The organism is Pseudomonas sp. dw_358 (genome assembly GCF_018449655.1).
In the GTDB taxonomy this organism is placed as follows: domain Bacteria; phylum Pseudomonadota; class Gammaproteobacteria; order Pseudomonadales; family Pseudomonadaceae; genus Aquipseudomonas.
The window spans coordinates 159,120-184,084 of record NZ_JAAVUX010000007.1 but is presented as its reverse complement, the minus strand read 5'-3'; the positions used below and the strand labels follow the sequence as shown (position 1 = coordinate 184,084).

Genomic DNA, 24,965 nt, shown 5'->3' with positions numbered 1-24,965 from the left:
CGGTGTCAGCTGCCCGCTCGAGCGGCGGTGATTACTCCTTGTGTTCCTTGTCCGGGGCCGGGCTGCCGGCCTGAATACGTTTGAAAATCTCTTCACGGTGCACTTGCACATCTTTTGGCGCGTCGATGCCAATGCGGACCTGCATCCCCTTGACGCCCAGGATGGTGACCTTGATGTCGTCATTGATGACGATGCTTTCGCCTACCTTGCGGGTGAGTATCAGCATTAACGGCTCCTTGATTCCTTCGCAGTGAGTGTCTCGTTCCTCGGCGCTCGTAGTAGAGACGCGCAAGGCGAGCTTTAATTCCCCGGCCTTGGCAAATACGCATCTGGGTAGATGATCCCTGGTGGGCCGGGTAGGGTGGATGCAAGTATGGCTCGAATAATGGCCCGACGCCTATCGCTTGCACCTGACTATAATTTCATCGGCCCGATAGGCGCGATCTTGAGCGCTCGGCGTAAAGCCGAGCAGTCAATTTATTCAGAATGTGACGCCCTGGCTGCGCAGGTAATCGTCATAGGTGCCGCTGAAGTCGATGACGCCTTCGGCGCTCAGCTCGATGATGCGGGTCGCCAGAGAGGAGACGAACTCGCGGTCATGGCTGACGAAGACCAGCGTGCCCGGGTAGTTTTCCAGCGCCAGGTTCAAGGCTTCGATGGATTCCATGTCCAGGTGGTTGGTCGGTTCATCCATGATCAGCACGTTGGGCTTTTGCAGGATCAGTTTGCCGAACAGCATGCGGCCCTGTTCGCCACCGGAGATGACCTTCACCGACTTGAGAATTTCGTCGTTGGAAAACAGCATGCGGCCCAGGGTGCCACGAATCACTTGCTCGCCCTGCGTCCACTGGCCCATCCAGTCGAACAGCGAAATGTCGTCTTCGAAGTCGTGGGCGTGGTCTTGGGCGTAATAACCCAGCTCGGCGCTCTCGGTCCATTTGACGCTGCCCGCATCCGGGGTCAGCTCGTTGACCAGGGTGCGCAGCAGGGTGGTCTTGCCGATGCCGTTGGGGCCAATGATGGCCACGCGCTCGCCGGCTTCGACCGTGAAGCTGAAGTCCTTGAACAGGATGTTGCCATCAAAGCCCTTGGCCATGCGCTCGACGGTGACCGCCTGGCGGTGCAGCTTCTTGGTCTGCTCGAAACGAATGAACGGGCTGACGCGGCTGGAAGGCTTGACCTCGGCCAATTGGATCTTGTCGATCTGCTTGGCCCGCGAGGTGGCCTGTTTGGCTTTCGAGGCGTTCGCCGAAAAGCGGCTGACGAACGATTGCAGCTCGTTGATCTGGGCTTTCTTCTTGGCGTTGTCGGAAAGCAGCTGCTCGCGCGACTGCGTCGATGCGGTCATGTACTCGTCGTAGTTGCCCGGGAACAGACGCAGCTCGCCGTAATCCAGGTCGGCCATGTGCGTGCACACGCTGTTGAGGAAGTGCCGATCGTGAGAAATGATGATCATGGTGCTGTTGCGCTGGGTCAGGATGCTTTCCAGCCAGCGGATGGTGTTGATGTCGAGGTGGTTGGTTGGCTCGTCGAGCAGCAACACCTCAGGATCGGAAAACAAGGCCTGCGCCAGCAACACGCGCAATTTCCAGCCGGGCGACACTTCGCTCATCGGGCCGAAATGCTGCTCGATGCCGATCCCCAGGCCCAGCAGCAACTCGCCAGCACGAGACTCGGCGGTGTAACCGTCCATTTCCGCGAACTCGGTTTCCAGTTCTGCGACGGCCATGCCGTCTGCTTCGCTCATTTCCGGCAGAGAGTAGATACGGTCACGCTCGGCCTTGACCCGCCACAGTTCCTCGTGGCCCATGATCACGGTGTCGATCACGCTGAATTGCTCATAGGCGAATTGATCCTGGCGCAGCTTGCCCAAGCGCACGTTCGGCTCGAGCATGACCTGCCCACCGGTGGCTTCCAGGTCGCCACCGAGGATCTTCATGAAAGTCGACTTGCCACAGCCGTTCGCGCCGATCAGGCCGTAACGGTTGCCGTTGTTGAACTTGACCGAGACATTCTCGAACAGCGGCTTGGCGCCAAACTGCATGGTGATATTTGCGGTGGAGATCAAAGGGCTTACCTATCAATAACTGAAAAACGCTAGAGAGCACTGGTCGCGCACGCAGCCATTTGGGCCGTGGGCAGGTGTAAACACCGGACGGCGGGGAAATGAAGGCGGGATTGAAACCGGACATTGGCGCTATTGTCTCATAGCTGGCGCGGCAGGTGTATGGGGCTAAGGCTCAAACCCTACGCGCCGGGCTGCCCGCCACGCACCACACTCGCATACCCTGCACCGGCCGCCAGCGCCGCTGCGGCAAATAGCCCCATGATCGCGCCGTTCACGCCGACGCTCGTCTGCAGGGCCAGCAACAGGCCCACCACGGCGGTGCCGCTGAGCTGACCAAAGGTCCGGGTCACGGCGCGCAGGCCGCCGACGGCGCCGCTGCGATTGGCCGGGGCGGCAGCGATGATCAAGTAATTGTTGGGCGCCTGGAACATGCCGAAACCGGCGCCGCACACGGCCAGGGGGATGGCCAGCAAGGCCGGGTTGGCCGGCAGGCAGCCGGTCGCGATGCTCAGCATGCCCAGGGCCAGGGCAAACAGGCCGGCGCCGCAGACACGGGCGATCGGCAGGCGCTGGGTCAGGCGGGCGGCCACGGGGGCGGCGAGGGCCAGGGACAGCGGCCAGGCGGTCATCACCATCGCCGATTCGGTCAGGGAAAAGCCCAAACCGTGCTGCAGGTAGAAGGGCAGGGCGACGAAGGCCGCCCCTTGAGCGGCAAAGGAGGCATAAGAGGTCAAGATGGTCAGGCCGTATTGGCGTTGGCCCAGCAAGTCGATGGGCAGCATCGGCACCGCCGTGCGCCGCTCGCGCCGCACGAACGCCGCGCCCAGCATCAGCGCCAGGACCAGCAAGGCCGCGCCTTGCAGGGGCTCGTTGTCGACGCGGCCGGTGCCCAGCACCAGGATGACGAAAAAGGCTGCACTGAGCACAAAGCTGGGCAGGTCGATAACCCGCAGCGCATCCAGCCATTGCCGTGCCTTGCCGCGGCCCAGACTGAGCTGGACGGGGTTGGGCGGCAGGGCGAAGCTACCCAGCAGCAGGGCGGCCAAGCCCAGCGGGACGTTGACCCAGAATAGCCAGTGCCAACTGCCGTGGGCGAGTATCAAGGCCGCGATACTGGGCCCGGTGGCCAGCGATACCGCCACCACTGTGGCGTTGGCACCGATGGCGCGGGCCATGCGCGCTCGCGGGTAGACCAGGCGGATCAATGAGGTGGTGCTGCACATCATGGCCGCGGCGCCGAAGCCCTGGATGCCGCGCCACGTCTGCAACCAGAAGAAATGGCTGGCAAAGCCACAGCCCAGGGACGCCAGGGTAAACAGCGCGAAGCCCCACAAGTACGTACGCTTGTAACCGATGCGGTCAGACAGGCTGGACAGCGGCAGAAGGAACACCAGCATGCTGAGCATGTACAGCGTCACCACCCAGACGGCGGTTGCCGACCCTACCCCCAGGTCATGGGTCAGGGTGGGCAGGGCATTTTGCAGGATGACCATGTCGAGGTTGGCGCACACCATGCCGATGTAGATCGAGATGGCTGCCAGCAACAGGCGCGAGCCGGTCAGGCCATCGGTCAGTTCTGTTACCGGGCTGGACATCTCGCTCATTTGACGGTGGGCTCCACCGCCTGGACGGTGTTGTCTGTGGCGTTGATCTGCACGTATTTGTCACCGATCATCACCCATTTGTAGCCGGAAGCCGGGGTGGTCAGCCCAGCAGCATCAATCTGGCGTTGCGTCAGACCGGTCACGTTGTAGCGCGTGGGTATTTTGGTGCCGCTCTTGGGGTAATAGGTGCCGACCGCAGAGGTTTCGGCGGCCTGGGTGGTCGAGAGCAGGCCGCAGGTCAACACCCCCAGTAACAGGCGGGCAGCTGTCTTGTGGTGAAGAAAACGAGGCAGCATGGTGAGCTCCATAAAGGCCGACAGAATGTTTCACACCATTCGATGACAAATCGGCCGTCTGTGCAACTGCTGCTGTCCCGCTGGCGTCATTTGTCGGGTTTGTCCGGAGCGGCTTCGCAATCGAGCTTGATCCAGTCCGGGCTGCGCTCGGAGCGGTAGGGACTGCCTGCCCGCTTGGCAATCAGGTTGTCGATGTGCAGCATTCCCGCGCATTCCAGAATGTCTTCGGCCTGGCGCGAGGCGAAGGCGGCGGAGAATTTGAGAATGGGATGGTGGCCGGCGTTGACGATCTGGCGCAGCTGCTCACGGCGCTGTTCCAGGCCCAGCTCGCGCAGGTCGGTGCAGCGGTAGAAGGGCAGGTCGAACAGGTAGTACAGAAGCCCGCCGGTATTGCCGCTTTCGAGCGCGGACTGCAGGGCGATGAAGTCCGGTACGCCGTCCTCGCCCATGGCCACCAATTCGCCGTCCAGCCAAGTGTTTTCAAGGTTCAGCGAGGCCACCGCCGCCGCCTGGGTCGGGAGGCGCTCAGTCCAGTCGTCGCCGCTGCGGTGAAACATCCGTACTTCACCGTTCACCACCCGAGTCAGCAGGCGATGGCCGTGGTATTTGATCTCGTACATCCAGTCGCCCGCCGGTGCATGCTGGCCGGGCGTCGCCAGCGATGGCGTCAGACGGTCTGGCACCGCACCCACTTGTTTTGCTTCGGTATCCGGCATGATCGTTTCCCTTGGTCACGCACTCAGGAGGCCTTGCGGGGTTTTCGCGCCGCCGGTTTGGCCTTGGCGGCTGCAGGCTTGCGTTTGGCGGCGGGCTTGGCCGGGGTGTCGGCGCCTGAAACCTTGCTGCCGGCCTTGCCGCCCAGGCTGCGCTTGAGCAGCTCGGTGAGGTCAATGACATCGGCCGTCTTGCGGTGTTCTTCACCCGGCTGGGTCTCGACATCCTCGACCTTGCCTTCATGGGCTTTCTTGTCGACCAGTTGCATGATTTTCTCCTCGAATTGGTCGACGTATTCGGCAGGCGACCATTCCCCGCTCATGTCTTCGACCAGGCGCCTGGCCATGTCCAACTCGCGCTTGTCCAGCGCCGGCTGGGCGACATCCTTGCCCAGCTCCAGGATGTCCAGCCCGCGCACCTCGCCGGGCCACCTGAGTTTGACCAACACCAAGGCAGCCTCCAGCGGCATCAATGCTGCGAGGTATTGCCGGGTGTGCAGCACCACGCGCGCCAAGGCGACTTTGCCGGTGCTGACCAAGGTTTCCCGTAACAGAGCATAGACCTTCTCACCGCGCCTGTCGGGGGCCAGGTAGTAAGGTGTTTCGATGTTTTGCAGAGGAATCTGCTGGCTGTCGACGAATGAGAAAATTTCGATGGTCTGGGTCGAAACCGGGTGGGCTTCGCGAATCTCTTCCTCGCTGAGCACCACGTAGCGGCCTTTTTCGAATTGCACGCCTTTGACGATATTGTCCTTGTCGATCTCCTTGCCCGTGGCCTTGTTGATGCGCTTGTAACCCACCGGGTCCATGCTGCGTTTGTCCAGCCAATCGAAGTCCACACCCTTGGAGGCTGTGGCCGATACCAGCGCCACGGGGATGTGCACCAGCCCGAAACTGATCGCGCCTTTCCAGATCGAACGAGCCATTGCATTCCCCTGTCATAACCTGTGTAGCGGATGACCTTGGCCGGTGTCGCAAAGTTTCCATGCCCTGATAGGCTGCCTGCGCCTGAACAGGCCCAGTGCAGATTGCATGAGCAATGCCCGGCCGTATTGCGTTCTGCATGAGAGCTATTGGCCATCAACTAGCTAACTCATTGATTCTTCTGGGTGCGACCGTTTGTCGCTTCGGGCACAAATGCTGCTGCTTATAAGGAAGACCGGATCAAGAGCACCCGGCGCTTTAGACAAAAAGGAGAGGCACATGCTGTCAACGTTGGAACTGCGCAATATCATCGAGAGCAGCTTTTTGCCTGCACGCTGCCAATGCACCCAGGCGATGGATCGGTCCTTGACCGTGCGGGTCTATGATCGCGCCACCGAACGCCTGGATTTGACTGTCACCGGGATCAAAAGCGAGCAGCTGACCAGTAGCCGCGCGATCTCGAATCTGATTGCCGGCCTGCGTCATGATCTCAAGGCCAACCACTCGCAACAGGCACGTCGAGTCAACGACGGGCTCTGATTCAACAGCGTTGACCAGGCCCGCTGACCGTTCGCCCGGTCAGCGGGCTTTTTTGTGCCTGTCGTTTACCTTTTGCAAGTTGCTTCATGATCGGGAATGATAGCGGCCTTATGATTGAAAGCGCCGTTCTCAGGCTGCATGCCGCGCCGTTTTCAAAGCCGTAGGCCTGCCAGAATCTGCAGGCAATTTCAGTATTGGAGAGTGTCATGAGTCAGCACAGCATCAACTGGGAGACGTTGGGTTTCGATTACATCAAGACCGACTTGCGTTACCTGTCGCACTGGCGTGACGGCGCCTGGCAGGAAGGCACGCTGACCGCCGACAACCAGTTGCACATCAGCGAAGGCTCGACTGCTCTGCACTACGGTCAGCAATGCTTCGAAGGCCTCAAGGCCTATCGCTGCAAGGATGGCTCGATCAACCTGTTCCGCCCTGATCAGAACGCCCAGCGCATGGCCCGCAGCTGCGGCCGCCTGCTGATGCCGCCGGTGCCTACCGAGCAGTTCATCGAAGCCTGCAAGCAGGTGGTCAAGGCCAACGAACACTTCATCCCGCCGTACGGCACCGGTGGCGCCTTGTACCTGCGTCCATTCGTGATCGGCGTGGGCGACAACATCGGCGTGCGCACCGCCCCGGAATTCATCTTCTCGGTGTTCTGCATCCCGGTAGGTGCCTACTTCAAGGGCGGCATGAAGCCCAATAATTTCGTGATTTCCGATTATGATCGCGCGGCGCCCAACGGCACCGGAGCGGCCAAGGTCGGCGGCAACTACGCTGCCAGCCTGATGCCGGGCAGCGAAGCCAAGCAGCGTCATTTCGCCGATTGCATCTACCTCGACCCGCAGACCCACAGCAAGATCGAGGAAGTCGGTTCGGCCAACTTCTTCGCCATCACCGACAACGGCGAGTTCGTTACGCCGAAATCACCGTCGGTGCTGCCGGGCATTACCCGCCTGTCGTTGATCGAGCTGGCGCAAAGCCGCCTGGGCCTGAAAGTGGTCGAGGGCGATGTGTTCATCGACCAACTGGACCGCTTCACCGAGGCCGGTGCCTGCGGGACCGCAGCGGTGATCACCCCCATCGGCGGCATCGAATACCAGGGCCAGCTACACGTGTTCCACAGTGAAACTGAAGTTGGCCCGATCACGCGCAAGCTCTACAGCGAGCTGACCGGTGTACAATCCGGTGATGTCGAAGCGCCACAGGGATGGATCGTCAAGGTCTGATGGCTGCATTCCACGGGGGATCGAGAAGGCTTGATCTCCCGTTGCGCCTTGGCTGTGCATGACCTGTATTCCTCCTGATTTCTGCAACGAGCCTCCGCGCATGCCTGATCGCGCTCCTCCCGATCCCGAACTTGACCGTGCCTTGTCCACGCTGTTGGACGCACAGGTTGCTTCGGGCCGTTACGCCACTACCACTCACGTCGTGCAGGCCTGTCTGCAGTTGCTCGGTGCTCGCGCGCCGGCGGTGGACGAGGGCTTGCGCGTGCTGGCAGCGTCCCTCGAACAGCAGATCGAGGAGCGCACTCGCGAGCGCGATCGGGTCTGGGAAGTCAGCCACGACCTGCTGGGGGTTGCCGATGGCCTTGGCACCTGGCTGAGCGTCAACCCTTCCTGGGAGCGGGTGCTGGGCTGGCCCATCGAGCAGATCCAAGGGCGAGGCTCGCGGTGGCTGGTGCATCCGGTCGACCGCGACAGCGACAACGAATACCTGGAGCGTTTGAGCAGCGGCGAGACCCTGCAAGGGGTGGAAACCCGCTTTCTTACGGCTCAGGGCGGCTATCGCCTGCTCAGCTGGACCATTGTTCCGGATGGCGACCGGCGCTTTTGCGTAGCCCGCGACATTACCGAAGAGCGGGCCCGGGAACTGGCCCTGCACGACTCCATGGACTTTGCCCGGCTGGCGCTCTCGGCGGTGCGCGGGGTAGGGGTCTGGACCTTCGAAGTGGAAGAGGACTGCTTTTACTGCGACGTCGGCATTGCCGATGTGTACGGTATCGACCCGGTCCGAGGCGCGGCAGGCATCAAACGCACGGATTTCCTGGCCAATGTGCACCCGGACGACCTGGCACCCTTGCGCAGCACCATGTCCGGGGGCCTGGTCAACAGTGGCGATCTGGAACTCGAATACCGCATCCAGCACCCGGACGGCTCCACGCGTTGGGTGCTGTCGCGTGGCCACACCTATTTCAATGCCGATGGCCAGCCGCTGCGCCGCACCGGCGTCGGCGTGGACATGACCCGCCAGCGCCAGTTGGAGCAACAGTTGCGTCAGAGTCAGAAAATGGAAGCCGTGGGGCAGTTGACCGGCGGCCTGGCCCATGACTTCAACAACTTGCTCGCGGGAATCAGCGGCAGCCTGGAAATGCTCAAGCTGCGGGTCGCCCAAGGCCGCACCGCGGAGCTTGAGCGTTACCTCGACGCGGCCTATGGTGCGGCCAGGCGTGCAGCGGCGTTGACTCATCGTCTGCTCGCGTTTTCCCGGCGCCAGCCACTGGATCCCAGCCCCACCGAGGTCAACCGGTTGATCGGCGGCATGGAAGAGCTGATCCGCCGCACGGTAGGGCCGGGCATTGCCGTGCAGGTGAACGCACAGGCTGACCTGTGGATCACCCAGGTGGACGCCAACCAGTTGGAAAACGCATTGCTGAACTTGTGCATCAATGCTCGTGACGCCATGGCCAACGGCGGAACCATGGTCATCGCTACGACCAATCAGGACGTCGACGCGCGTGCCGCCGCTCGCCTGGAGTTGCCGCCAGGGCAATACCTGGTGCTCAGCGTGGCCGACAACGGCATGGGCATGAGCGCTGACGTGATCGCCCATGCGTTTGACCCGTTTTTCACCACCAAACCCTTGGGAGCGGGCACTGGCCTGGGGTTGTCGATGATCTACGGCTTCGTGCGCCAGTCCGGCGGCCAGGTGCATATCTATTCCGAAGTCGGCGAGGGCACCACCCTGAGTCTGTACTTGCCCCGGCACCACGGGCTGGGCGCGGCGACCGTGGAGAGCAACCGGCCGCTGGCCCTGCCTCGTTCCGCTGCGGGGGAGACGGTGTTGTTGATCGACGACGAACCCACCGTGCGCATGCTCATCGTCGAAGTCCTGCAGGACCTGGGGTATCAGGCGCTGGAAGCGGTGGACGGTGCTTCGGGGCTGGAGATCCTGCAATCGGCTACGTCGATCGACCTGCTGATCACGGATGTCGGCCTGCCGGGCGGCATCAATGGACGGCAAGTGGCCGACGCCGGGCGAGCCTTGCGCCCGGACTTGAAGATTCTCTTCATCACTGGCTATGCCGAGAACGCCGTGGTGGGCGATGGCGACCTGGACCCGGGCATGCACCTGCTGACCAAGCCGTTCGCCATGGATGAGCTGGCCAACCGGATCAAACAACTCATCGTCGGATAACGCTCACACCGCTGGACTTTCAAGAGGGGCGGTGAACCATCGCCGCCCGGGCCCCTCGAATGCAAGGCAATGCCCACCCTTCAAGGAGCGACGCCCATGACCCCCGAAACCGAAGGCACTGAAGAAAAAGGCCCGTCCGGCCTGCCGTTTCTCAACGATCCGGGCAACGAAGATCCTGGATCCCTGATGGACGACGCCACCGTCCCCCTCGACGATCCCGACCTCGAAGAAGAGACCGACGACGCTTACACGTCCTGACCTTTCGGGCGTGGCTCATGCATTGGGCAACCATTATGAGTGCCGCGGTAGCGGGCAGACATTTCATAAGCCGGCTTGCGCACGCGCATGACCCCACCCAATGGCCGATGTGCGGCCAGGCCATGCCACGGGCTGAATGACAGCCCGTCGTCGATCTCCCGCGCCTTCTCTGCATTCCAGGCCGGCTGGGCCGGGACGTCGATGCGGGCCACGGTCAGATAAGGGCTGAGGTCTTCCGGCCAGATGACCGAAGCGTCCTCGATGGGCATTTTTTCAATGTCCGTGGCCAACTGGATGCGCACCTCCCATGTCCCGCCGTGCGCGCTGAAATAGGCGTTGACCGCGGCGCGCAAGCCATCCGGGTTATCGCCGAAATCCACGTGCTGGTCGGTCAGGGCCTTCAGCTCGGGCGCCACCGGGACCACGCTCAACTTGGCGTAGTAGGGGCCGTAGAGGAAGGGCACCACGCTGTAGAAGGTTTCCCCGAGAATATGGGTTTGCGGATGGCCGCCCAGGCTTTTCAAGGTCGGGCTTTCACCGCCGACGGCTTCCACGGCCGACTCGACACCGCGCAGCACGGCCGAGAACGCCTTTTTCAGGCCTGGGCCCTTGTCCGTGGTCTTGGCCAGCAGCTTCAAGGTCTTGAGGAAGGCCTTGGGCGTCGGCGCCGTGAAGGCCTTGGCATTCTGCATGACAAAGTCCTGGGTCACGTCCGCTTCGCTGCCGGGCAGGCGCGGGCCCTCGACGCCGATGAGTTTGATGGCCAGGCCCCTGGGGGTGGACACCTTGTCATCGAGAATATCGCCCGGATTGGTAGAAAGGCGCAGGGCCAGCGCCACCGTGCCCGGCTTGGCGAATGCGCCTTGGGCAAGGTGCGTCGGGAGGTTGTCGAGCACCGTCAGGTGGCCATACAGCAAGCCATGGCTTTTGGCATGCACGCTGCGGTGGGCGTGGCCGTTGTCCTTGAAGGTGGTTTCCAGAATGCTGTGCAGGGTTTCGGCCAGTTCCTGGCTGGTCTGCGCCTCATCATCCGGAATCTGTTCGAAGCTCGGCTGGAAAGGCAGGGGGTGCAAGTTTGCAGGGTTAACGGGTAAGTCGCTCATCGGGGTACTCCGCTCGGTGGTTCATCACGGGAATGAGCCGGGGCGCCGGGCACTCTGCGGTGCCACTGTTTCGCCTGCTCAAGCAGATGACCAAGCCGGGTGCGCCACGGTTCAAAATGCTTTGAACCCTGGCGGCTCAGCGATCAGGCACGGGCCAGTCGGCTGATATCGGCCTCAGCACTGTCATTTTCGCCATGCAGGGAAATGCCGGCCGTTTCCGGCAGCGACAGCCCACCCACCAAAGCCATCACCGCAATGACGATCAAGTAGAAGGCCGGGGCCAGCGTGCTGCCCGTCAGGCCGATCAGCCAGGTGGCCATCAAGGGCGCCGTGCCGCCGAAGATCGTGTAGGCCAGGTTGTAAGTGATCGCCGAGGCGGTATAGCGGGTGCGGGTGGGGAAGGTTTCCGAGAGCAGCGCCGCCGTGACCACGCCGCTGAGCACCGCGCCGATGGCCAGCAGCATGACACCGCCAATGGCCGCCGCGAACGAGCCGGAACGGGCCATGAGAAAGGCCGGGTAGACCGCCACGATCAACAGCAGGCCGGTGCAGAGCATGGTCATGCGCCGCCCGACCCGGTCGGAAAATGCCCCGGCCAGCGGGCAGATCAACGCGGCGAAGACCAGGGCGATCACCGAGACCAGCAGGGCGCCGGCGCGACTCAGGCCGCCGGCCACTTGCAGATAGGTCGCAAAGTAGGTGGTGAAGGTATAGAACGAAAGGGCGGTGAGCGAGACGAAGGCGCCCAGGCAGACAATGGCCCGGCCATGGTTGCGCAGGGTTTCCTTGAGCGGCGAATGGGACTCGGCGTGCTCCTGGGTCACGGCCTGGAACGCCGGCGTCTCATCCAGCCGACGGCGCATGTAGAGTCCGATGATGCCCAGGGGCGCGGCGATCAAAAAGGGCACGCGCCAGCCCCAGCTGGCCATGTCGGCGCTGCTGAGGCTGGTTTCCAGGGCGTAGGCCAGCACGGCGGCTGCGGCGAAGGCGCTGAAGGTCGAGACCGGCACAAAGCTGCCATACCATGCCCTCTTATGGCGCGGCGCGTGCTCCATCAAATACGCGCAGGCCCCGGCATACTCGCCGCCGGCCGAGAAGCCTTGAACGCAGCGAATCAAGGTCAGCAGGACCGGCGCCCACAGGCCGATGGCCCCATAGGGCGGGAGGATACCGATCAAGGTGGTGGCTCCGGCCATCATCAGAATCGTCAGGGCCAGAATGCGCTTGCGCCCCAGCCGGTCCCCCAGCATGCCGAAGACTACCCCGCCCAGCGGGCGAAAGGCGAAGGCTACGGCAAACACGGCAAAGGTCTTGAGGAGCGCGACGCTGGGGTCGCCGGCGGAAAAGAATTGTTGCGCGATGGTGGTGGCGAGAAAACCGTAGACGGCGAAATCGAACCACTCGACAAAATTGCCGATGGCCGCCGCCGCAATCACCTTCCTCAACGTGGCCGCGTCGACCCCTGAAATGGCTGCCGTCATCCTGTTGCACTCCTTAGATTGTTGGCTGAGATGATTATCAAGGCTGAGCCCGGGCAGGCGTGCGAAAAAGCGGCGCCCACATGCTCAAAGCCGAACCTTGGCCAGATGGACAGCAGTAATTGTGCCGGGTTGACGAAAGAGCGCCTGATAGGGGCGACGGGAGGATCTTCACAACCTCAGGCAAAAAGAGTACAAATGTACTCCATGAGCACACTAACCCCCCGCCGCAACGCCATCCTCGCCTTTATCCGTGAACGGATCACGGCGCAGGGCCAGCCCCCGAGCCTCGCCGACATCTGCGAGGCGTTTGGTTTTGCCTCGCGCAGCGTGGCCCGCAAGCATATTGTCGCCCTGGCCGAAGCCGGTCATATCGAGGTGCGCGCCCATCAGGCGCGCGGCATTCGCCTGGTCGACACGCCGACGCGGCCCAGCCTGCTGCAGTTGCCACTGCTGGGCCGAGTAGCCGCCGGTTTGCCCATCGACCCGGACGTCGGTGTGCATGATCACCTGCTGTTCGACCCTCGGCTTTTCGCTCACCCGCCGGAGTTTTTCCTCCAGGTACAAGGCGACTCCATGATCGACGACGGCATCCTTGACGGTGATCTGGTGGGCGTAAGCCGCCAGCTTGAAGCGCGTAACGGGCAAATCGTGGTGGCGCGGCTGGACGGCGAGGTCACCATCAAGCGTTTCGAGCGCCATGGTCAGGGTTTTCGTCTGCTCCCGCGCAACCCGGCCTATCTTCCCATCGAGGTCGGTCCCGAGCGGGACTTCGTCATTGAAGGCGTGTACTGCGGGCTGGTGCGGCGGTGATGGGGCAGGTGGTCAGCCTCGAGGGCCTGCTCGACCAGCGCAGGGTCTGGAAAGGCCGCCAGCCATCACGCAGCGCCGGGCTGCAACCCACGGGCCACGCTGATCTCGACGCAGTCTTGCCCACGGGTGGCTGGCCGGATGCGGCCTTGAGTGAAATTCTCCTTTCGGCGCCCGGCTGCGGCGAATTGCGCCTACTCTGGCCGACCCTGTCGCGCCTGAGCCAGGCCGGGGAGCGCGTGGTGTTGGTGGCGCCGCCGCACATTCCCTACCCACAGGCCTGGCAGGCAGCCGGGGTAGTCCTGGACTGCCTCTCGGTGATCGACACCGGTGAGCGTGATGCGCTCTGGGCAGTGGAGCAATGCCTGCGTTCGGGCAGTTGCGGCGCGGTATTGTGCTGGCCCCAGCAGACTGACGACCGCAGTCTGCGTCGTTTGCAGGTGGCCGCCGAAACCGGTCAGACCCTGGCCTTCGCGTGCCGTTCCTTGTCGGCGGCCCGCAACCCTTCCCCGGCCGCCTTGCGCCTGGCCATCGATCTGGACCCGCCGCAACTGCGCATTCTCAAATGCCGTGGTGGCCAGGCACCGGCTGCGCCGGTTTCGTTCTGAGGTCGCCATGCTCTGGGCCTGTATCGTCTTGCCACAATTGGCCATGGACAGCGTTCAACGTCGCCGCGGCATGGCTGAACAGCCGCTGGTATTGCTCAGCGGTCCCGCCCAGCGACGGGTGCTCCAGGCCGTCAACCCGCCGGCCCGAGCATTGGGCCTCAAGCCGGGGATGAGCCTGCCTGCCGCGCAGATGCTGAGCCGCGATTTCAGTACTGCTGATCACGACCCCGCCGATATCGACGCCAGCCAGCAGTTTCTCGCTGCTTGGGGTTACCGCTTCAGTTCCCAGGTCAGCCTGGACTATCCCCGGGCTTTGCTGTTGGAAATCGAGTCCAGCCTGGGCCTGTTCGGTCCTTGGCCACTGTTCGAGGCTCGCCTGCGCCAGGAGCTGAACGCGCTGGGTTTTGCCCACCGCATCGTGGTGGCGCCCAATCCTGTGGCGGCACGGATGCTGGCCAATGCCTATGATGGCCTGGCGATCACTGGGGCCGATGAACTGGCCGAATGCCTGGCAAGCCTGTCGGTGGAGCGCATCGGTCTGCCACAGGATGTGGCAACGGCTTTCAAGCGCATGGGGTTGCGCCGACTGGGTCAGGTGCTGGCGGTGCCTCGGGAGAATCTGGCCCATCGTTTCGCCGCGAGGGTGCTGGAGCATCTGGACCGTTTGCAAGGGCGCCGGTCTCTGGCATTGAGCTTCTACAGCCCGCCTGACCGTTTCGATCAACGCATCGAGCTGAATTTCGACGTGGAGTCACATCAGGCTTTGCTGTTCCCGTTGCGCCGCTTGATCAACGACCTGGCCGCCTTTCTCGCCGGGCGCGATGGCGGGGTGCAGCGTTTTGTCCTGCATCTGGAGCACGCCGAGGGCGAAGACACCGAAGTGCCGGTGGGCCTGTTGGGCCCCGAGCGCGACAGCGAGCGGCTGTTCGAACTGGCCCGGGTCCGCTTCGAACAGTTACAGGTGCCCCGGCCGGTGCGCAACCTGCGCTTGCTCGCCGAGCACCTGCCGCCGTTCGTGCCTGCTCATCGCGAGTTGTTCGACCCGCGCCCTCAGCAATCCCAGCCTTGGGAGCAATTGCGTGAGCGCCTGCGGGCCCGGCTGGGTGATGAAGCGATTCGCCAGCTCAGTGCCCGGGCCGATCATCGCCCGGAATGCGCCTGGGCTTCCAGCGACGGTTCGGCCAGCGGCAGGGCAGGGGCTGTGCGCCTGGCCCTTCTGCCGTCCGCGCCGCGCCCGGGTTGGCTGCTGCGCGAACCGCAGAGCCTGGACGAGTCTCGCCTGCGGCTGCTCGCCGGGCCGGAACGGATCGAGTCCGGCTGGTGGGACGGCGGCGACGTGCGGCGTGATTATTACCGCGTCGAAACCCTCGACGGCTTGCGCGGCTGGGCCTATCAGACCGTTGGCGAGGCCGGGCCCTTGTGGCTGCAAGGGTGGTTCGCATGACCGCAACCTATGCCGAATTGCACTGCCTGAGCCATTTCAGCTTTCAGCGCGGGGCATCCAGCGCCCGCGAACTGTGCGAGCGGGCGCAGCGCCTGGGCTATGCCGCCTTGGCGATCACCGACGAATGCACCCTGGCCGGCATCGTGCGGGCCTGGCAGGCGGCCCGGGAGGGCGGGCTCAAGCTGATCGTCGGCAGCGAGGTGCAGATCGACCAGGGCCCCAAAGTGGTGTTGCTGGTGCAGGATCTGGCCGGCTATCAGGCCCTGTGCCAACTGATCACTTTGGCCCGGCGACGTGCCGAAAAGGGCCAGTACCTGTCCCTGCGCGAGGATTTTGCCCTCGTCGACCTCAGCGGTCTGCTGGCGCTCTGGGTGCCGACCTCGGAGGTCAATGCCGGCCACGGCCACTGGCTCAAGGGCCTGTTCGGCGCGCGACTGTGGCTGACCGTCCAACTGCACTGCGGCCACGATGATCGACAGCGTCTGCACGAACTCCTTGCCTGCGCGCGGATGCTGGGGCTGCCGGCCGTGGCCAGTGGCGATGTGCACATGCACAGCCGTGGCCGCCGTGCCTTGCAGGACACCATGACCGCCATCCGCCATCACGTGAAAGTGGCCGAAGCCGGACCCTGGCTGTTCAGCAACGGCGAACGTCACTTGCGCGCGCCGAGCCGGCTGGCCGAGCTCTATCCGCCGGCATTGATGGCCCAGACCCTGGTGATTGCCGCGCGCTGTCAATTCGATCTCGGTCAGTTGCGTTATCAGTATCCCCATGAGCTGGTCCCGACCGGGCACAGCGCCACGTCCTGGCTGCGCCACCTGACCGAGGAGGGCGTGCGCCAGCGTTGGCCCGAAGGCGCCTCGGCCAATGCTCGGGAACTGATCGAAAAGGAACTGGCGCTGATCACCGAGCTGGGCTACGAAAGTTATTTCCTGACCGTGCAGGACATTGTCCGCTTTGCCCGCGAGCGCAGCATCCTGTGCCAGGGGCGGGGCTCGGCGGCCAATTCGGTGGTGTGCTTCGTGCTGGGGATCACCGCACTGGACCCCCAGCGCATGAATATGCTGTTCGAGCGCTTCATGTCTCGCGAGCGCAACGAGCCACCGGACATCGACGTGGACTTCGAGCACGAACGTCGGGAGGAAGTGCTGCAATACATTTTCAACCGCTACGGCCGGGGCCGTGCCGCCCTCACGGCCGTGGCCAGCAGCTACCGGGGCGCCGGGGCGATTCGCGATGTGGCGCGGGCACTGGGGCTGCCCATCGATCAGATCAACGCCCTGGCCGATTGCGCCGGGCGCTGGAGTGGCGAGGTTCCGCCCCTTGAACGCTTGCTCGAAGCGGGCTTCGATGGCGACAGCCCGGTGTTGCGCCGGGTGCTCGCGCTGACCGGCCAGCTCATCGGTTTTCCCCGGCATCTGTCCCAGCATCCCGGCGGGTTCGTCATCTCCGAAGCACCGCTGCACACCCTGGTGCCGGTGGAAAATGCGGCCATGGCCGAGCGCACCATCATTCAGTGGGACAAGGACGACCTGGACGCCGTCGGCCTGCTCAAGGTGGATATTCTCGCCCTCGGCATGCTCAGCGCCATTCGACGCAGCTTCGACCTGATCAAGCGTTACCGCGGCCTGGACCTGAGCCTGGCGACGATCCCCGCCGAGTGCCCGAAGACTTACGCCATGATCAGCCGTGCCGACACCGTGGGTGTCTTCCAGATCGAGTCCCGCGCGCAGATGGCCATGTTGCCGCGGCTGCGCCCCAAAACCTTTTATGACCTGGTGATCCAGGTGGCCATCGTCCGCCCCGGGCCCATCCAGGGCGACATGGTTCATCCCTATCTGCGCCGGCGCAACAACGAAGAAGCCGTGGTCTATCCCTCCGAAAAACTCAAGGCGGTGTTCGAGCGCACCCTGGGCATACCGCTGTTTCAGGAACAGGTGATGGAAATGGCCATCGTCGCGGCCGATTACTCCCCTGGCGAAGCGGATCAACTGCGCCGGTCCATGGCCGCCTGGAAGCGCCATGGCGGATTGGAACCGCATCAGATTCGCCTGCGCGAGGGCATGCTGCGCAACGGCTACAGCGAAGCGTTCGCGGCGCGCATCTTCGAGCAGATCAAGGGCTTTGGCAGTTACGGTTTTCCCGAGTCTCACGCGGCGAGTTTTGCCTTGTTGACCTACGCCAGCTGCTGGCTCAAGTGCCATGAGCCCGCCGCTTTTGCCTGTGCCTTGATCAACAGTTGGCCGATGGGCTTCTACACCCCCGATCAGGTGCTGCAGGACGCTCGGCGCCACCGCTTGCAGATTGACCCGGTGGACGTGCGCTACAGCCACTGGGACTGCCATCTGCAACCCGGTGGGCAGGCGCAGCCGGCGATTCGTCTGGGTTTGCGCCTGATCAAGGGGTTTCGCCAGGCGGATGCCGAGCGGATCGAGGCGGCGCGAGCTCATCGGGTATTCAGCGACATCAACGACCTGTGTCTGCGTGCGCAGCTGGACAGCCGCGCGCGCGAGTCGCTCGCCGACGCCGGGGCGCTGGCGGCGTTGGCCGGCAATCGTCATCAGGCCCGCTGGGATGTCGCCAGTGTGCAGGCCCAATTGCCCCTGTTTGCTGACATTGGCCCCACCCTCGAAACGCCGGTCCAGTTGCCAGCTCCCACGGTGGGTGAAGATCTTTTTGCAGACTACAACAGCCTGGGCACCACCTTGGGTCCGCACCCCTTGACCTTGTTGCGCCCGCGTCTGGACACGTTGCGCTGCCGCAGCTCCATGGCCCTGGCGCAGGTGGAGCATGGTCGTCCAGTGACCGTGGTGGGCCTGGTCATCGGCCGCCAGCGCCCGCAAACCGCCAGCGGGGTGATCTTTGTCACCCTGGAAGACGAATTCGGCATGATCAACGTGGTGGTCTGGCACGACCTTGCCGAACGCCAGCGTCGGGTGCTGGTCAGCTCGCAGCTGCTGCAGGTGCGCGGACGGCTGGAGTCGGCTGACGGAGTACGCCACGTGATTGCCGGCCATTTGCAGGACATGAGCGTTTTGCTGGAGGGGTTGGCGGTGGGTAGCCGAGATTTTCGCTAAAGCGTCCGGGCGCACGGCCTGACAGTGCTCAACGAAATTTTCACATTTGAATCACCTGCTCGTGACGCCCTGCAAGCTATTGTCCGTGAATCATTTCTCCCTTTTTTCAGCGGAACCCCATGGAGTTCAAGCAAAGCCTCAAGCAGCGCATTGTCATCGTATTCGCCTTGATGTCGGCGCTTGTGGGTGGGGTGTTTGCCAGTGGGATCGTCGCGACCGTGCACGTCGTCGAGCGCAAACTGACCACCATCGGCCTGAGCGGCAACATGCACCGCCTGTTGATCAGCGACAGCGTCGACACCTGGACCCACCAGCCGGAGAAGGACGAGTGGTTCTTCATCCAGGGCGGCCTTGGTGAAATGGCCATGGGCAAGGACCTGCTCAAGCTGGAACCCGGCTTTCAGGAAATCAGCCACGAGCATCACCCGTATTACGCCATGGTCGCCGAGGTCGACGGCCGCAAGTACGTGCTGCTGCGCGATCGGGAGAGCTTCGACAAGCGCCAGCACCTGCTGTTTACCGTGGCCATTATCGGCTTCATGCTGTGCATTCTCATGGCCTTGCTGCTGGGCTGGGTGTTGGCGCGCAGGGTAATGGCACCGGTCGTGCGGCTGGCGCGCCAGGTGCGCCACCGCGATCAGGCCTTGGAATTGGCGCCAGCCCTGGCGCCGGACTACGCCAACGACGAGGTCGGCGAACTGGCATCGTCCTTTGACGCGGCCTTGGGTCGGCTGCGCGATGCCTTGCGCCGCGAGCGCCTGTTCACCGCAGACGTCAGCCATGAATTGCGCACGCCGCTGATGGTGCTGGCCAGTTCCTGCGAACTGCTGCAGGCCGACCCCAGCGTCGATGCCCGCTCCCAGGCGCAGGTGACCCGCATGGCCCGGGCCAGCCTGGGCATGAGCCAATTGATCGAAACGTTTCTGATCCTCGCGCGGGCTCAGGGTGATGGCAACGGCCGCCTGTGCAGCCTGGCGGCGGTGGGGGATGAGGTCATTGAAACCTGGCGTCATGCCATCGAGGAAAAAGGCCTGCAGTTGTCCTACCTGCGCGATACGGCCTGCACCACGCTGTATAACCACACTTTTCTGTATTCGGTGATGGGCAATCTGGTGCGCAACGCCTGGCATTACACCGACTCAGGTTTTATCCGTCTCACGCTGCTGGACGATGGCTTCAAGGTCGAGGACAGCGGCATCGGCATTCCGGAAGAACAGCGTCAGGCCATGTTCCAACCCTTTGTGCGCGGCGATGAGCAGCGTGGCGAAGGGCTGGGCCTGGGGCTGTCGCTGGTCCAGCGGATTTGCCAGAACCAGGACTGGAGCGTCAAGTTGACCGGGCTTGCGCCCAATGGTTGCTGTTTCCGTGTCGAATTGGCTGCCTTGGGCGATGTCTGAGGTGGCTTTTCATTGCAAAGTACGAGTGCTGAACCCATGCGCATCCTGGTCGTAGAAGACAACCGCGACATCATGGCCAATATCGTGGAGTACCTGGAGCTCAAGGGTTGTCAGGTAGGCTGCGCCCTGGATGGTCTGACCGGGTTGCACCTGGCGGCCACTGAGCATTTTGACGTGATCATTCTCGACATCATGTTGCCGGGCATCGATGGCAATCAGATCTGTCGCAGCCTGCGTGCCAGCAGCAAGCGCCATGTGCCGATCATCATGCTCACCGCCCGCGATGAGCTGAGCGACCGGTTGACCGGCTTCAAGTCTGGCGCCGATGACTACGTGGTCAAGCCGTTCGCCCTGTCCGAGTTGCTGGCCCGAGCCAAGGCTCTGTCCTGGCGGATCAACGGCACCAGTCGCCGGGTCTTGCAGATTCATGACCTGACTTTCGACCTGGACACCCTGGAAATCCGCCGAGCCGGTCAACTGCTCAAGCTCAACCCCACCAACCTCAAGCTGCTGGAAATTCTCATGCAGCGCAGCCCGGCGGTGGTCACACGGCGGGAGCTGGAAAACACCCTCTGGGGTGAAGACCCGCCCGAAAGTGACAGCCTGCGCAGCAATATCCATCTGCTGCGCCGGGCCTTGGACAAAAGCTTCGAGGCGCCCCTGTTGCACACCGTCCACGGCGTGGGCTTTCAGTTGTGCCTGAAAGCCCAGGGGTGACAGCCATCAGGCACCCTTGATTTGCTCATGGGCCAGTTTCACCACGTTTTCCACGGTGAAGCCGAATTTTGCCTGCAACTTCTCGATGGGAGCCGAGGCGCCGAAGCTGTTCATTACCACCTTCGCGCCGTTGGCACCGACGTAGCGGTCCCAGCCCATGGGGCCGGCCTGCTCGATGGCGACTCGCGCGGTCACGGCGCTGGGTAGCACCTGCTCGCGATACGCCTTGTCCTGCTCTTCGAACAGCTCCCAGCATGGCAACGACACGACCCGGGCGGCAACGCCTTCGGCCTTGAGCTTCTCGTACGCCTGAACCGCCAGGCCCACTTCACTGCCCGTGGCAATCAGAATCACCTCTGGCGCCCCTTTGCTCGCATCGGCCAGGACATAACCACCTTTGGCCACACCATCGGCCGAACCGAATACGCTGCGGTCCAGGGTCGGCATGGGCTGGCGGGAGAGGATGATGCACGACGGCCGATTGGTCTGGGCCAGGGCGACTTTCCACGCCTGAGTGGTTTCGTTGGCGTCGCCGGGGCGCAGGGTGAGCAGGCCGGGAGTCGCGCGTAACTGCGTCAGGTGCTCGATAGGCTGATGGGTCGGGCCGTCCTCACCGACGCCGATGGAGTCGTGGGTAAAGACGAAGATCACCGGCAGCTCCATGATCGACGCGAGTCGGATGGGCGGCTTCATGTAGTCGCTGAACACCAGGAACGTCGAGGCATACGGGCGCACGTAGCTCAGGGCCAGGCCGTTGGCGATCGAGCCCATGGCGTGTTCGCGAATGCCGAAGTGCAGGTTGCGGCCGCTGTAACCCTTGGCCGAATAACTGCCGGCGCCTTCGAAGGTCAAGTTGGTCTTGGTGGACGGCGACAGATCGGCCGAGCCGCCGATCAACCAGGGAATCTGCTGGGCGAAGGCGTTCAACACCTTGCCACCGGCTGCACGGGTGGCCTGGCCTTTCGCGTCGGCTTCGAATACCTGCTGGGCATCGGCCCAGTGCTCTGGCATTTCCCCGGCACGCATGCGCTCGAACTCGTCGGCAAGGACCGGCTCGGCTTCCTTGAGGCCGGCAAAGGTGCGCTGCCAGGCGTCATATTCGCCGCCGCTGCGGGCCAGGAGGGTGTCGTGCAAGTGGGTGCGGGCTTCTTCGGGCACCAGGAAGCTGGAGTCTTCCGGCCAGCCATAGGCCTTCTTGGTCAGCTTGATTTCGTCGGCGCCCAGCGGCTCGCCGTGGGCGGCGGAAGTGTTGTGCTTGTTGGGCGAGCCGTAGCCGATGACGCTATCCACCACGATCAGAGTTGGCGCGTTGGTGGTTTCACGGAAGGTCGCCAACGCCTTGGCCAGGGCCTGGGTGTCGTTGGCATCGCTGACATGCAGGGTATTCCAGCCGTAGCCCTTGAAGCGGGTGGCCACGTCTTCGTCGAAGGCCAGTTCGGTGTGGCCTTCGATGGTGATGGTGTTGTTGTCGTAGATCCAGCACAGGTTGGCCAGTTTCAGGTGGCCGGCAATGGAGGCCGCTTCCGAGCTGACGCCCTCCATCATGTCGCCGTCGCCACACAGGTTGTAGACCTTGTAGTCGAAGAGGGTAGCGCCGGGGCGGTTGAAGCGCTCGCCCAGCCAGCGCTCGGCCATGGCCATGCCCACGCTGTTGGCGCAGCCCTGGCCCAGAGGCCCGGTGGTGGTCTCGACACCGGTGGTCATGCGGTACTCGGGGTGGCCGGGTGTCTTGGAGTCCAGCTGCCGGAATTGCTCGATGTCGTGCAGGCTCACCGCCGGCTTGCCGCTGGCGGTGCCGTGCTCGTCGATCTCGACCACACCGGCCAAGTGCAGCAACGAGTAGAGCAGCATCGAGGCGTGGCCAACCGACAGCACGAAACGATCACGGTTGGGCCAGTCGGGGTGCTTGGGGTGATAGCGCAGGAACTGACTCCAGACCGTGTAGCCCACCGGCGCCAACGCCATCGGGGTGCCGGGGTGGCCGGAGTTGGCTTTTTGTACGGCATCCATGGCCAGGGTGCGGATGGTGTTGATGCACAGCTCGTCACGTGCAGGGTCCAGCGGGGCTTTCGGTGCAGTCGACATGCGTTTGGTCTCACAATTCAGGCGGGCGACAGGCCCGGGGCAAGAGCCTCAGGCGAAGGCTCTCGATGATGAAGTCCTTGGGGTTGACCGCGAGGAGGGCGGGGAAGTTGCCAGGGGGATCATGAAACCTTGGAACAGATGGATCCATTCTGAAGCGAGGCCATTGGCCATATCTCGGCCGCAACTCCCCGACTGTATTGAGAAAAACATGAGCAATTCAGCAACATGTCAACTCCCTGTCATCAAACCGAAATATAGAAAGCATTAAATCGTCACGGCCAAACCCCGAAGACTCATTGAAGGGTCCTGGGTGCCTTTTTTCTCAAGTCGAGGTAATGCCTGATGTTGCTGAGCAAAAATCGTCTGTCGCTTCTCCTGGCCTCGCTGTGCCTCAGCGGTGTAGCGCATGCCACCGATGTGACCGGCGCCGGTTCCAGCTTCGTGTTTCCCGTCTTGTCCAAGTGGTCCCAGGATTACAGCAAAGAATCCGGTAACCGGATCAACTACCAGTCCATCGGTTCGGGCGGCGGCATCGCTCAGATCAAGGCGGCTACCGTCGACTTCGGCGCTTCCGATGCTCCGCTGTCGGCTGACGACCTGAAAGCCGCTGGCCTGGGCCAGTTCCCCAGCGTCGTCGGCGGTATCGTCCCGGTGGTCAACATCGAAGGCGTCAAGCCTGGCGAGCTGAAACTCGACGGCGAGACCCTGGCGAAGATCTTCACCGGCACCGTCAACACCTGGAACGACCCGGCCATCGCCGCGCTGAACCCTGGCCTGAAGCTGCCATCGAGCACCATTACCGTGGTTCACCGCTCGGACGGTTCGGGCACCACCTTCAACTTCACCAACTACCTGGCCAAGGCCAGCGAAGACTGGAACACCCGCATCAAATTCGGCACCACCGTGCCATGGCCAGTCGGTGTGGGCGGCAAGGGTAATGAAGGTGTTTCGGCTTACGTGAAGCAGATCAAGAACTCGATCGGCTACGTGGAATACGCCTACGCCAAGCAGAACACCATGTCCTACACCTTGCTGAAAAACGCCGCCGGCAAGTTTGTATCGCCGGATGCCAAGAGCTTCCAGGCCGCTGCCGACACCGCCGACTGGGCGAGCGCCAAGGACTTCAACGTGATCATGACCAACGCTCCGGGCGACAGCGCCTGGCCGATCACCGCGACCACCTGGATCATCATGTACAAGACCGCCAAGAACGCCGAGCAAAGCAAGGCCGCCTTCGACTTCTTCAAGTGGTCGCTGGAAAACGGCCAGGCTCAGGCCGCTTCGCTCGATTACGTTGCGCTGCCCAAGTCGCTGGTCGAGCGCATCGAAGGTTACTGGAAGTCTGACTTCGCCCGTTGATTCAAAACCCGGACATCCTCTGCGCAAGCCGTCTGCGGCTTGAACAGGGGATGTTCTTGCGAGTGGTCCTTCAATGACTGAACACACCCCCACGTTGTCCGCCAATATGCCCCAGACCCTGGATGCCAGTGAAGCCCGCGCCGCCCGCGACCAGCGCCACGATGTGTGGTTTCGCCGCTCCATGTGCGGCGCGGCCATGCTGGTCCTGGCGTTGCTGGCGGCCATCTGTTTTTCCACCCTGTGGGGCGGCAGCCTGGCCTTGCACACCTTCGGCTTCGGCTTTCTGACCAGCACCGACTGGGATGCAGTCAACGGCAAGTTCGGCGCGCTGGTGCCCATCTACGGCACCCTGGTGACTTCACTGCTGGCACTGCTGATTGCCGTGCCCGTGAGTTTCGGCATCGCGATCTTTCTCACCGAAGTGGCGCCGCCTTGGTTGCGCATGCCCATTTCGTCGGCCATCGAACTGCTCGCCGGTATCCCGTCGATCATCTATGGCATGTGGGGCCTGTTCGTTTTCGGTCCGTTCATGGCGGCCCATCTGGCCCCGTGGATCAATGACAACCTGGGCGCCTTGCCCCTGATCGGTACTCTGTTCCAGGGCCCGCCCCTGGGCATCGGCATGCTCACCGCCGGTATCGTCCTGGCGATCATGATCATCCCCTTCATTACCTCGGTGATGCAGGAAGTCTTCCGCAGCGTGCCCACCACCCTCAAGGAATCGGCCTACGCCCTGGGCAACACCACCTGGGAAGTGGTCTGGGACATCGTTCTGCCCTATACCCGTTCGGCGGTGGTCGGCGGCATCTTCCTCGGCCTGGGGCGGGCCCTGGGCGAAACCATGGCAGTGACCTTCGTGCTGGGCAACGCCCACCAGTTCTCGGCGTCCTTGATGATGCCCAGCAGCTCGATCGCCTCGGTGATCGCCAACGAATTCAGCGAGGCCTACACCGACCTGCATCGTTCGGCGTTGATCGCCTTGGGTTTCCTGCTGTTCATCGTGACCTTTATCGTACTCGCCGCTGCGCGAATCATGCTGATGCGCCTGTCGCGCAAGGAGGGCCTGTGAC

At 63.0% G+C, this 24,965-nt stretch carries 21 protein-coding genes; 12 read left to right on the top strand and 9 right to left on the bottom strand.

Annotated elements, in window-relative coordinates; genetic code table 11:
- Nucleotides 1-31: 31 nt before the first annotated feature.
- The 6 genes from csrA to HB675_RS13160 all read right to left on the bottom strand — a co-directional run bounded on the left by csrA (nucleotide 32) and on the right by HB675_RS13160 (nucleotide 5,607).
- Nucleotides 32-226, bottom strand: coding sequence for a carbon storage regulator CsrA (gene csrA, locus HB675_RS13185; protein WP_213878766.1), 195 nt, complete (start codon nucleotides 224-226; stop codon nucleotides 32-34).
- A 255-nt stretch (nucleotides 227-481) separates the two neighbouring features.
- Nucleotides 482-2,068 carry an ABC-F family ATPase gene (locus HB675_RS13180; protein WP_213878765.1) on the bottom strand — a complete coding sequence of 529 codons (1,587 nt, stop codon included), beginning with the start codon at nucleotides 2,066-2,068 and terminating at the stop codon, nucleotides 482-484.
- A 179-nt stretch (nucleotides 2,069-2,247) separates the two neighbouring features.
- On the bottom strand, nucleotides 2,248-3,672 hold the full coding sequence (locus HB675_RS13175) for an MFS transporter (RefSeq protein WP_213878764.1): 1,425 nt from the start codon (nucleotides 3,670-3,672) through the stop codon (nucleotides 2,248-2,250).
- Nucleotides 3,669-3,968, bottom strand: a complete 300-nt coding sequence (locus HB675_RS13170) for a hypothetical protein (protein ID WP_213878763.1) — start codon at nucleotides 3,966-3,968, stop codon at nucleotides 3,669-3,671. Before HB675_RS13170 ends, HB675_RS13175 begins: the two co-directional genes overlap by 4 nt.
- 86 nt (nucleotides 3,969-4,054) lie before the next feature.
- The gene (locus HB675_RS13165) at nucleotides 4,055-4,684 is read right to left on the bottom strand and encodes a hypothetical protein (RefSeq protein ID WP_213878762.1); all 630 of its coding nucleotides are present in this window, start codon (nucleotides 4,682-4,684) and stop codon (nucleotides 4,055-4,057) included.
- A gap of 23 nt (nucleotides 4,685-4,707) precedes the next feature.
- On the bottom strand, nucleotides 4,708-5,607 hold the full coding sequence (locus tag HB675_RS13160; RefSeq protein ID WP_213878761.1) for a Ku protein: 900 nt from the start codon (nucleotides 5,605-5,607) through the stop codon (nucleotides 4,708-4,710).
- Between the two features lie 277 nt (nucleotides 5,608-5,884).
- Here HB675_RS13160 and HB675_RS13155 point away from each other — a divergent pair, with 277 nt between their 5' ends.
- The 4 genes from HB675_RS13155 to HB675_RS13140 all read left to right on the top strand — a co-directional run bounded on the left by HB675_RS13155 (nucleotide 5,885) and on the right by HB675_RS13140 (nucleotide 9,817).
- On the top strand, nucleotides 5,885-6,145 hold the full coding sequence (locus tag HB675_RS13155) for a DUF1652 domain-containing protein (protein WP_213878760.1): 261 nt from the start codon (nucleotides 5,885-5,887) through the stop codon (nucleotides 6,143-6,145).
- A gap of 206 nt (nucleotides 6,146-6,351) precedes the next feature.
- Entirely contained in the window at nucleotides 6,352-7,371 is a 1,020-nt protein-coding gene (locus tag HB675_RS13150; protein ID WP_213878759.1) for a branched-chain amino acid aminotransferase, read from the top strand.
- A gap of 100 nt (nucleotides 7,372-7,471) precedes the next feature.
- Nucleotides 7,472-9,559, top strand: a complete 2,088-nt coding sequence (locus tag HB675_RS13145) for a PAS domain-containing protein (RefSeq protein ID WP_213878758.1) — start codon at nucleotides 7,472-7,474, stop codon at nucleotides 9,557-9,559.
- Between the two features lie 96 nt (nucleotides 9,560-9,655).
- Nucleotides 9,656-9,817, top strand: a complete 162-nt coding sequence (locus HB675_RS13140; RefSeq protein WP_213878757.1) for a hypothetical protein — start codon at nucleotides 9,656-9,658, stop codon at nucleotides 9,815-9,817.
- Here the strand turns inward: HB675_RS13140 and HB675_RS13135 are convergent.
- Both HB675_RS13135 and HB675_RS13130 read right to left on the bottom strand, forming a co-directional pair.
- Entirely contained in the window at nucleotides 9,805-10,920 is a 1,116-nt protein-coding gene (locus HB675_RS13135; RefSeq protein ID WP_213878756.1) for a catalase family protein, read from the bottom strand. The two genes, HB675_RS13140 and HB675_RS13135, sit on opposite strands and share 13 nt — an antisense overlap.
- A 143-nt stretch (nucleotides 10,921-11,063) precedes the next feature.
- Nucleotides 11,064-12,401 carry an MFS transporter gene (locus HB675_RS13130; protein WP_213878755.1) on the bottom strand — a complete coding sequence of 446 codons (1,338 nt, stop codon included), beginning with the start codon at nucleotides 12,399-12,401 and terminating at the stop codon, nucleotides 11,064-11,066.
- Nucleotides 12,402-12,596: 195 nt separating this feature from the next.
- Between HB675_RS13130 and lexA the strand changes: the two genes are divergently transcribed.
- The 6 genes from lexA to HB675_RS13100 all read left to right on the top strand — a co-directional run bounded on the left by lexA (nucleotide 12,597) and on the right by HB675_RS13100 (nucleotide 20,451).
- Nucleotides 12,597-13,211, top strand: a complete 615-nt coding sequence (gene lexA / locus HB675_RS13125) for a transcriptional repressor LexA (protein WP_213878754.1) — start codon at nucleotides 12,597-12,599, stop codon at nucleotides 13,209-13,211.
- Nucleotides 13,211-13,816 carry a translesion DNA synthesis-associated protein ImuA gene (gene imuA / locus HB675_RS13120; protein WP_213878753.1) on the top strand — a complete coding sequence of 202 codons (606 nt, stop codon included), beginning with the start codon at nucleotides 13,211-13,213 and terminating at the stop codon, nucleotides 13,814-13,816. Before lexA ends, imuA begins: the two co-directional genes overlap by 1 nt.
- Nucleotides 13,817-13,823: 7 nt before the next feature.
- Nucleotides 13,824-15,260: a DNA polymerase Y family protein gene (locus tag HB675_RS13115; protein ID WP_213878752.1), complete on the top strand. Its 1,437-nt coding sequence runs from the start codon at nucleotides 13,824-13,826 to the stop codon at nucleotides 15,258-15,260.
- Nucleotides 15,236-18,337, top strand: a complete 3,102-nt coding sequence (locus HB675_RS13110; protein WP_213878751.1) for an error-prone DNA polymerase — start codon at nucleotides 15,236-15,238, stop codon at nucleotides 18,335-18,337. Before HB675_RS13115 ends, HB675_RS13110 begins: the two co-directional genes overlap by 25 nt.
- Before the next feature lie 119 nt (nucleotides 18,338-18,456).
- The gene (locus tag HB675_RS13105) at nucleotides 18,457-19,734 is read left to right on the top strand and encodes a HAMP domain-containing sensor histidine kinase (RefSeq protein ID WP_213878750.1); all 1,278 of its coding nucleotides are present in this window, start codon (nucleotides 18,457-18,459) and stop codon (nucleotides 19,732-19,734) included.
- Between the two features lie 36 nt (nucleotides 19,735-19,770).
- Complete coding sequence (locus HB675_RS13100; protein WP_213878749.1) at nucleotides 19,771-20,451, top strand: response regulator transcription factor; 681 nt, start codon at nucleotides 19,771-19,773, stop codon at nucleotides 20,449-20,451.
- Nucleotides 20,452-20,457: 6 nt separating this feature from the next.
- On the opposite strand, the gene tkt is transcribed toward HB675_RS13100, so the two are convergent.
- Nucleotides 20,458-22,536, bottom strand: coding sequence for a transketolase (tkt, locus tag HB675_RS13095; RefSeq protein WP_213878748.1), 2,079 nt, complete (start codon nucleotides 22,534-22,536; stop codon nucleotides 20,458-20,460).
- A 339-nt stretch (nucleotides 22,537-22,875) separates the two neighbouring features.
- Between tkt and pstS the strand changes: the two genes are divergently transcribed.
- Together pstS and pstC are read left to right on the top strand one after the other, a co-directional pair.
- Complete coding sequence (gene pstS / locus HB675_RS13090; RefSeq protein WP_213878831.1) at nucleotides 22,876-23,895, top strand: phosphate ABC transporter substrate-binding protein PstS; 1,020 nt, start codon at nucleotides 22,876-22,878, stop codon at nucleotides 23,893-23,895.
- Between the two features lie 73 nt (nucleotides 23,896-23,968).
- Nucleotides 23,969-24,964, top strand: a complete 996-nt coding sequence (gene pstC / locus HB675_RS13085; protein WP_213878747.1) for a phosphate ABC transporter permease subunit PstC — start codon at nucleotides 23,969-23,971, stop codon at nucleotides 24,962-24,964.
- Nucleotide 24,965: the final 1 nt, after the last annotated feature.

Excerpts from the sequence above, each read along its gene's own strand:
- HB675_RS13140 (WP_213878757.1), top strand. The coding sequence starts at position 9,656 with ATGACCCCCGAAACCGAAGGCACTGAAGAAAAAGGCCCGTCCGGCCTG.
- HB675_RS13135 (WP_213878756.1), bottom strand. The coding sequence starts at position 10,920 with ATGAGCGACTTACCCGTTAACCCTGCAAACTTGCACCCCCTGCCTTTC.
- HB675_RS13155 (WP_213878760.1), top strand. The coding sequence starts at position 5,885 with ATGCTGTCAACGTTGGAACTGCGCAATATCATCGAGAGCAGCTTTTTG.
- HB675_RS13100 (WP_213878749.1), top strand. The coding sequence starts at position 19,771 with ATGCGCATCCTGGTCGTAGAAGACAACCGCGACATCATGGCCAATATC.
- HB675_RS13105 (WP_213878750.1), top strand. The coding sequence starts at position 18,457 with ATGGAGTTCAAGCAAAGCCTCAAGCAGCGCATTGTCATCGTATTCGCC.
- HB675_RS13175 (WP_213878764.1), bottom strand. The coding sequence starts at position 3,672 with ATGAGCGAGATGTCCAGCCCGGTAACAGAACTGACCGATGGCCTGACC.
- HB675_RS13145 (WP_213878758.1), top strand. The coding sequence starts at position 7,472 with ATGCCTGATCGCGCTCCTCCCGATCCCGAACTTGACCGTGCCTTGTCC.
- HB675_RS13115 (WP_213878752.1), top strand. The coding sequence starts at position 13,824 with ATGCTCTGGGCCTGTATCGTCTTGCCACAATTGGCCATGGACAGCGTT.
- imuA (WP_213878753.1), top strand. The coding sequence starts at position 13,211 with ATGGGGCAGGTGGTCAGCCTCGAGGGCCTGCTCGACCAGCGCAGGGTC.
- HB675_RS13130 (WP_213878755.1), bottom strand. The coding sequence starts at position 12,401 with ATGACGGCAGCCATTTCAGGGGTCGACGCGGCCACGTTGAGGAAGGTG.
- csrA (WP_213878766.1), bottom strand. The coding sequence starts at position 226 with ATGCTGATACTCACCCGCAAGGTAGGCGAAAGCATCGTCATCAATGAC.
- lexA (WP_213878754.1), top strand. The coding sequence starts at position 12,597 with ATGTACTCCATGAGCACACTAACCCCCCGCCGCAACGCCATCCTCGCC.
- HB675_RS13170 (WP_213878763.1), bottom strand. The coding sequence starts at position 3,968 with ATGCTGCCTCGTTTTCTTCACCACAAGACAGCTGCCCGCCTGTTACTG.
- HB675_RS13160 (WP_213878761.1), bottom strand. The coding sequence starts at position 5,607 with ATGGCTCGTTCGATCTGGAAAGGCGCGATCAGTTTCGGGCTGGTGCAC.
- tkt (WP_213878748.1), bottom strand. The coding sequence starts at position 22,536 with ATGTCGACTGCACCGAAAGCCCCGCTGGACCCTGCACGTGACGAGCTG.
- pstC (WP_213878747.1), top strand. The coding sequence starts at position 23,969 with ATGACTGAACACACCCCCACGTTGTCCGCCAATATGCCCCAGACCCTG.
- HB675_RS13150 (WP_213878759.1), top strand. The coding sequence starts at position 6,352 with ATGAGTCAGCACAGCATCAACTGGGAGACGTTGGGTTTCGATTACATC.
- HB675_RS13165 (WP_213878762.1), bottom strand. The coding sequence starts at position 4,684 with ATGCCGGATACCGAAGCAAAACAAGTGGGTGCGGTGCCAGACCGTCTG.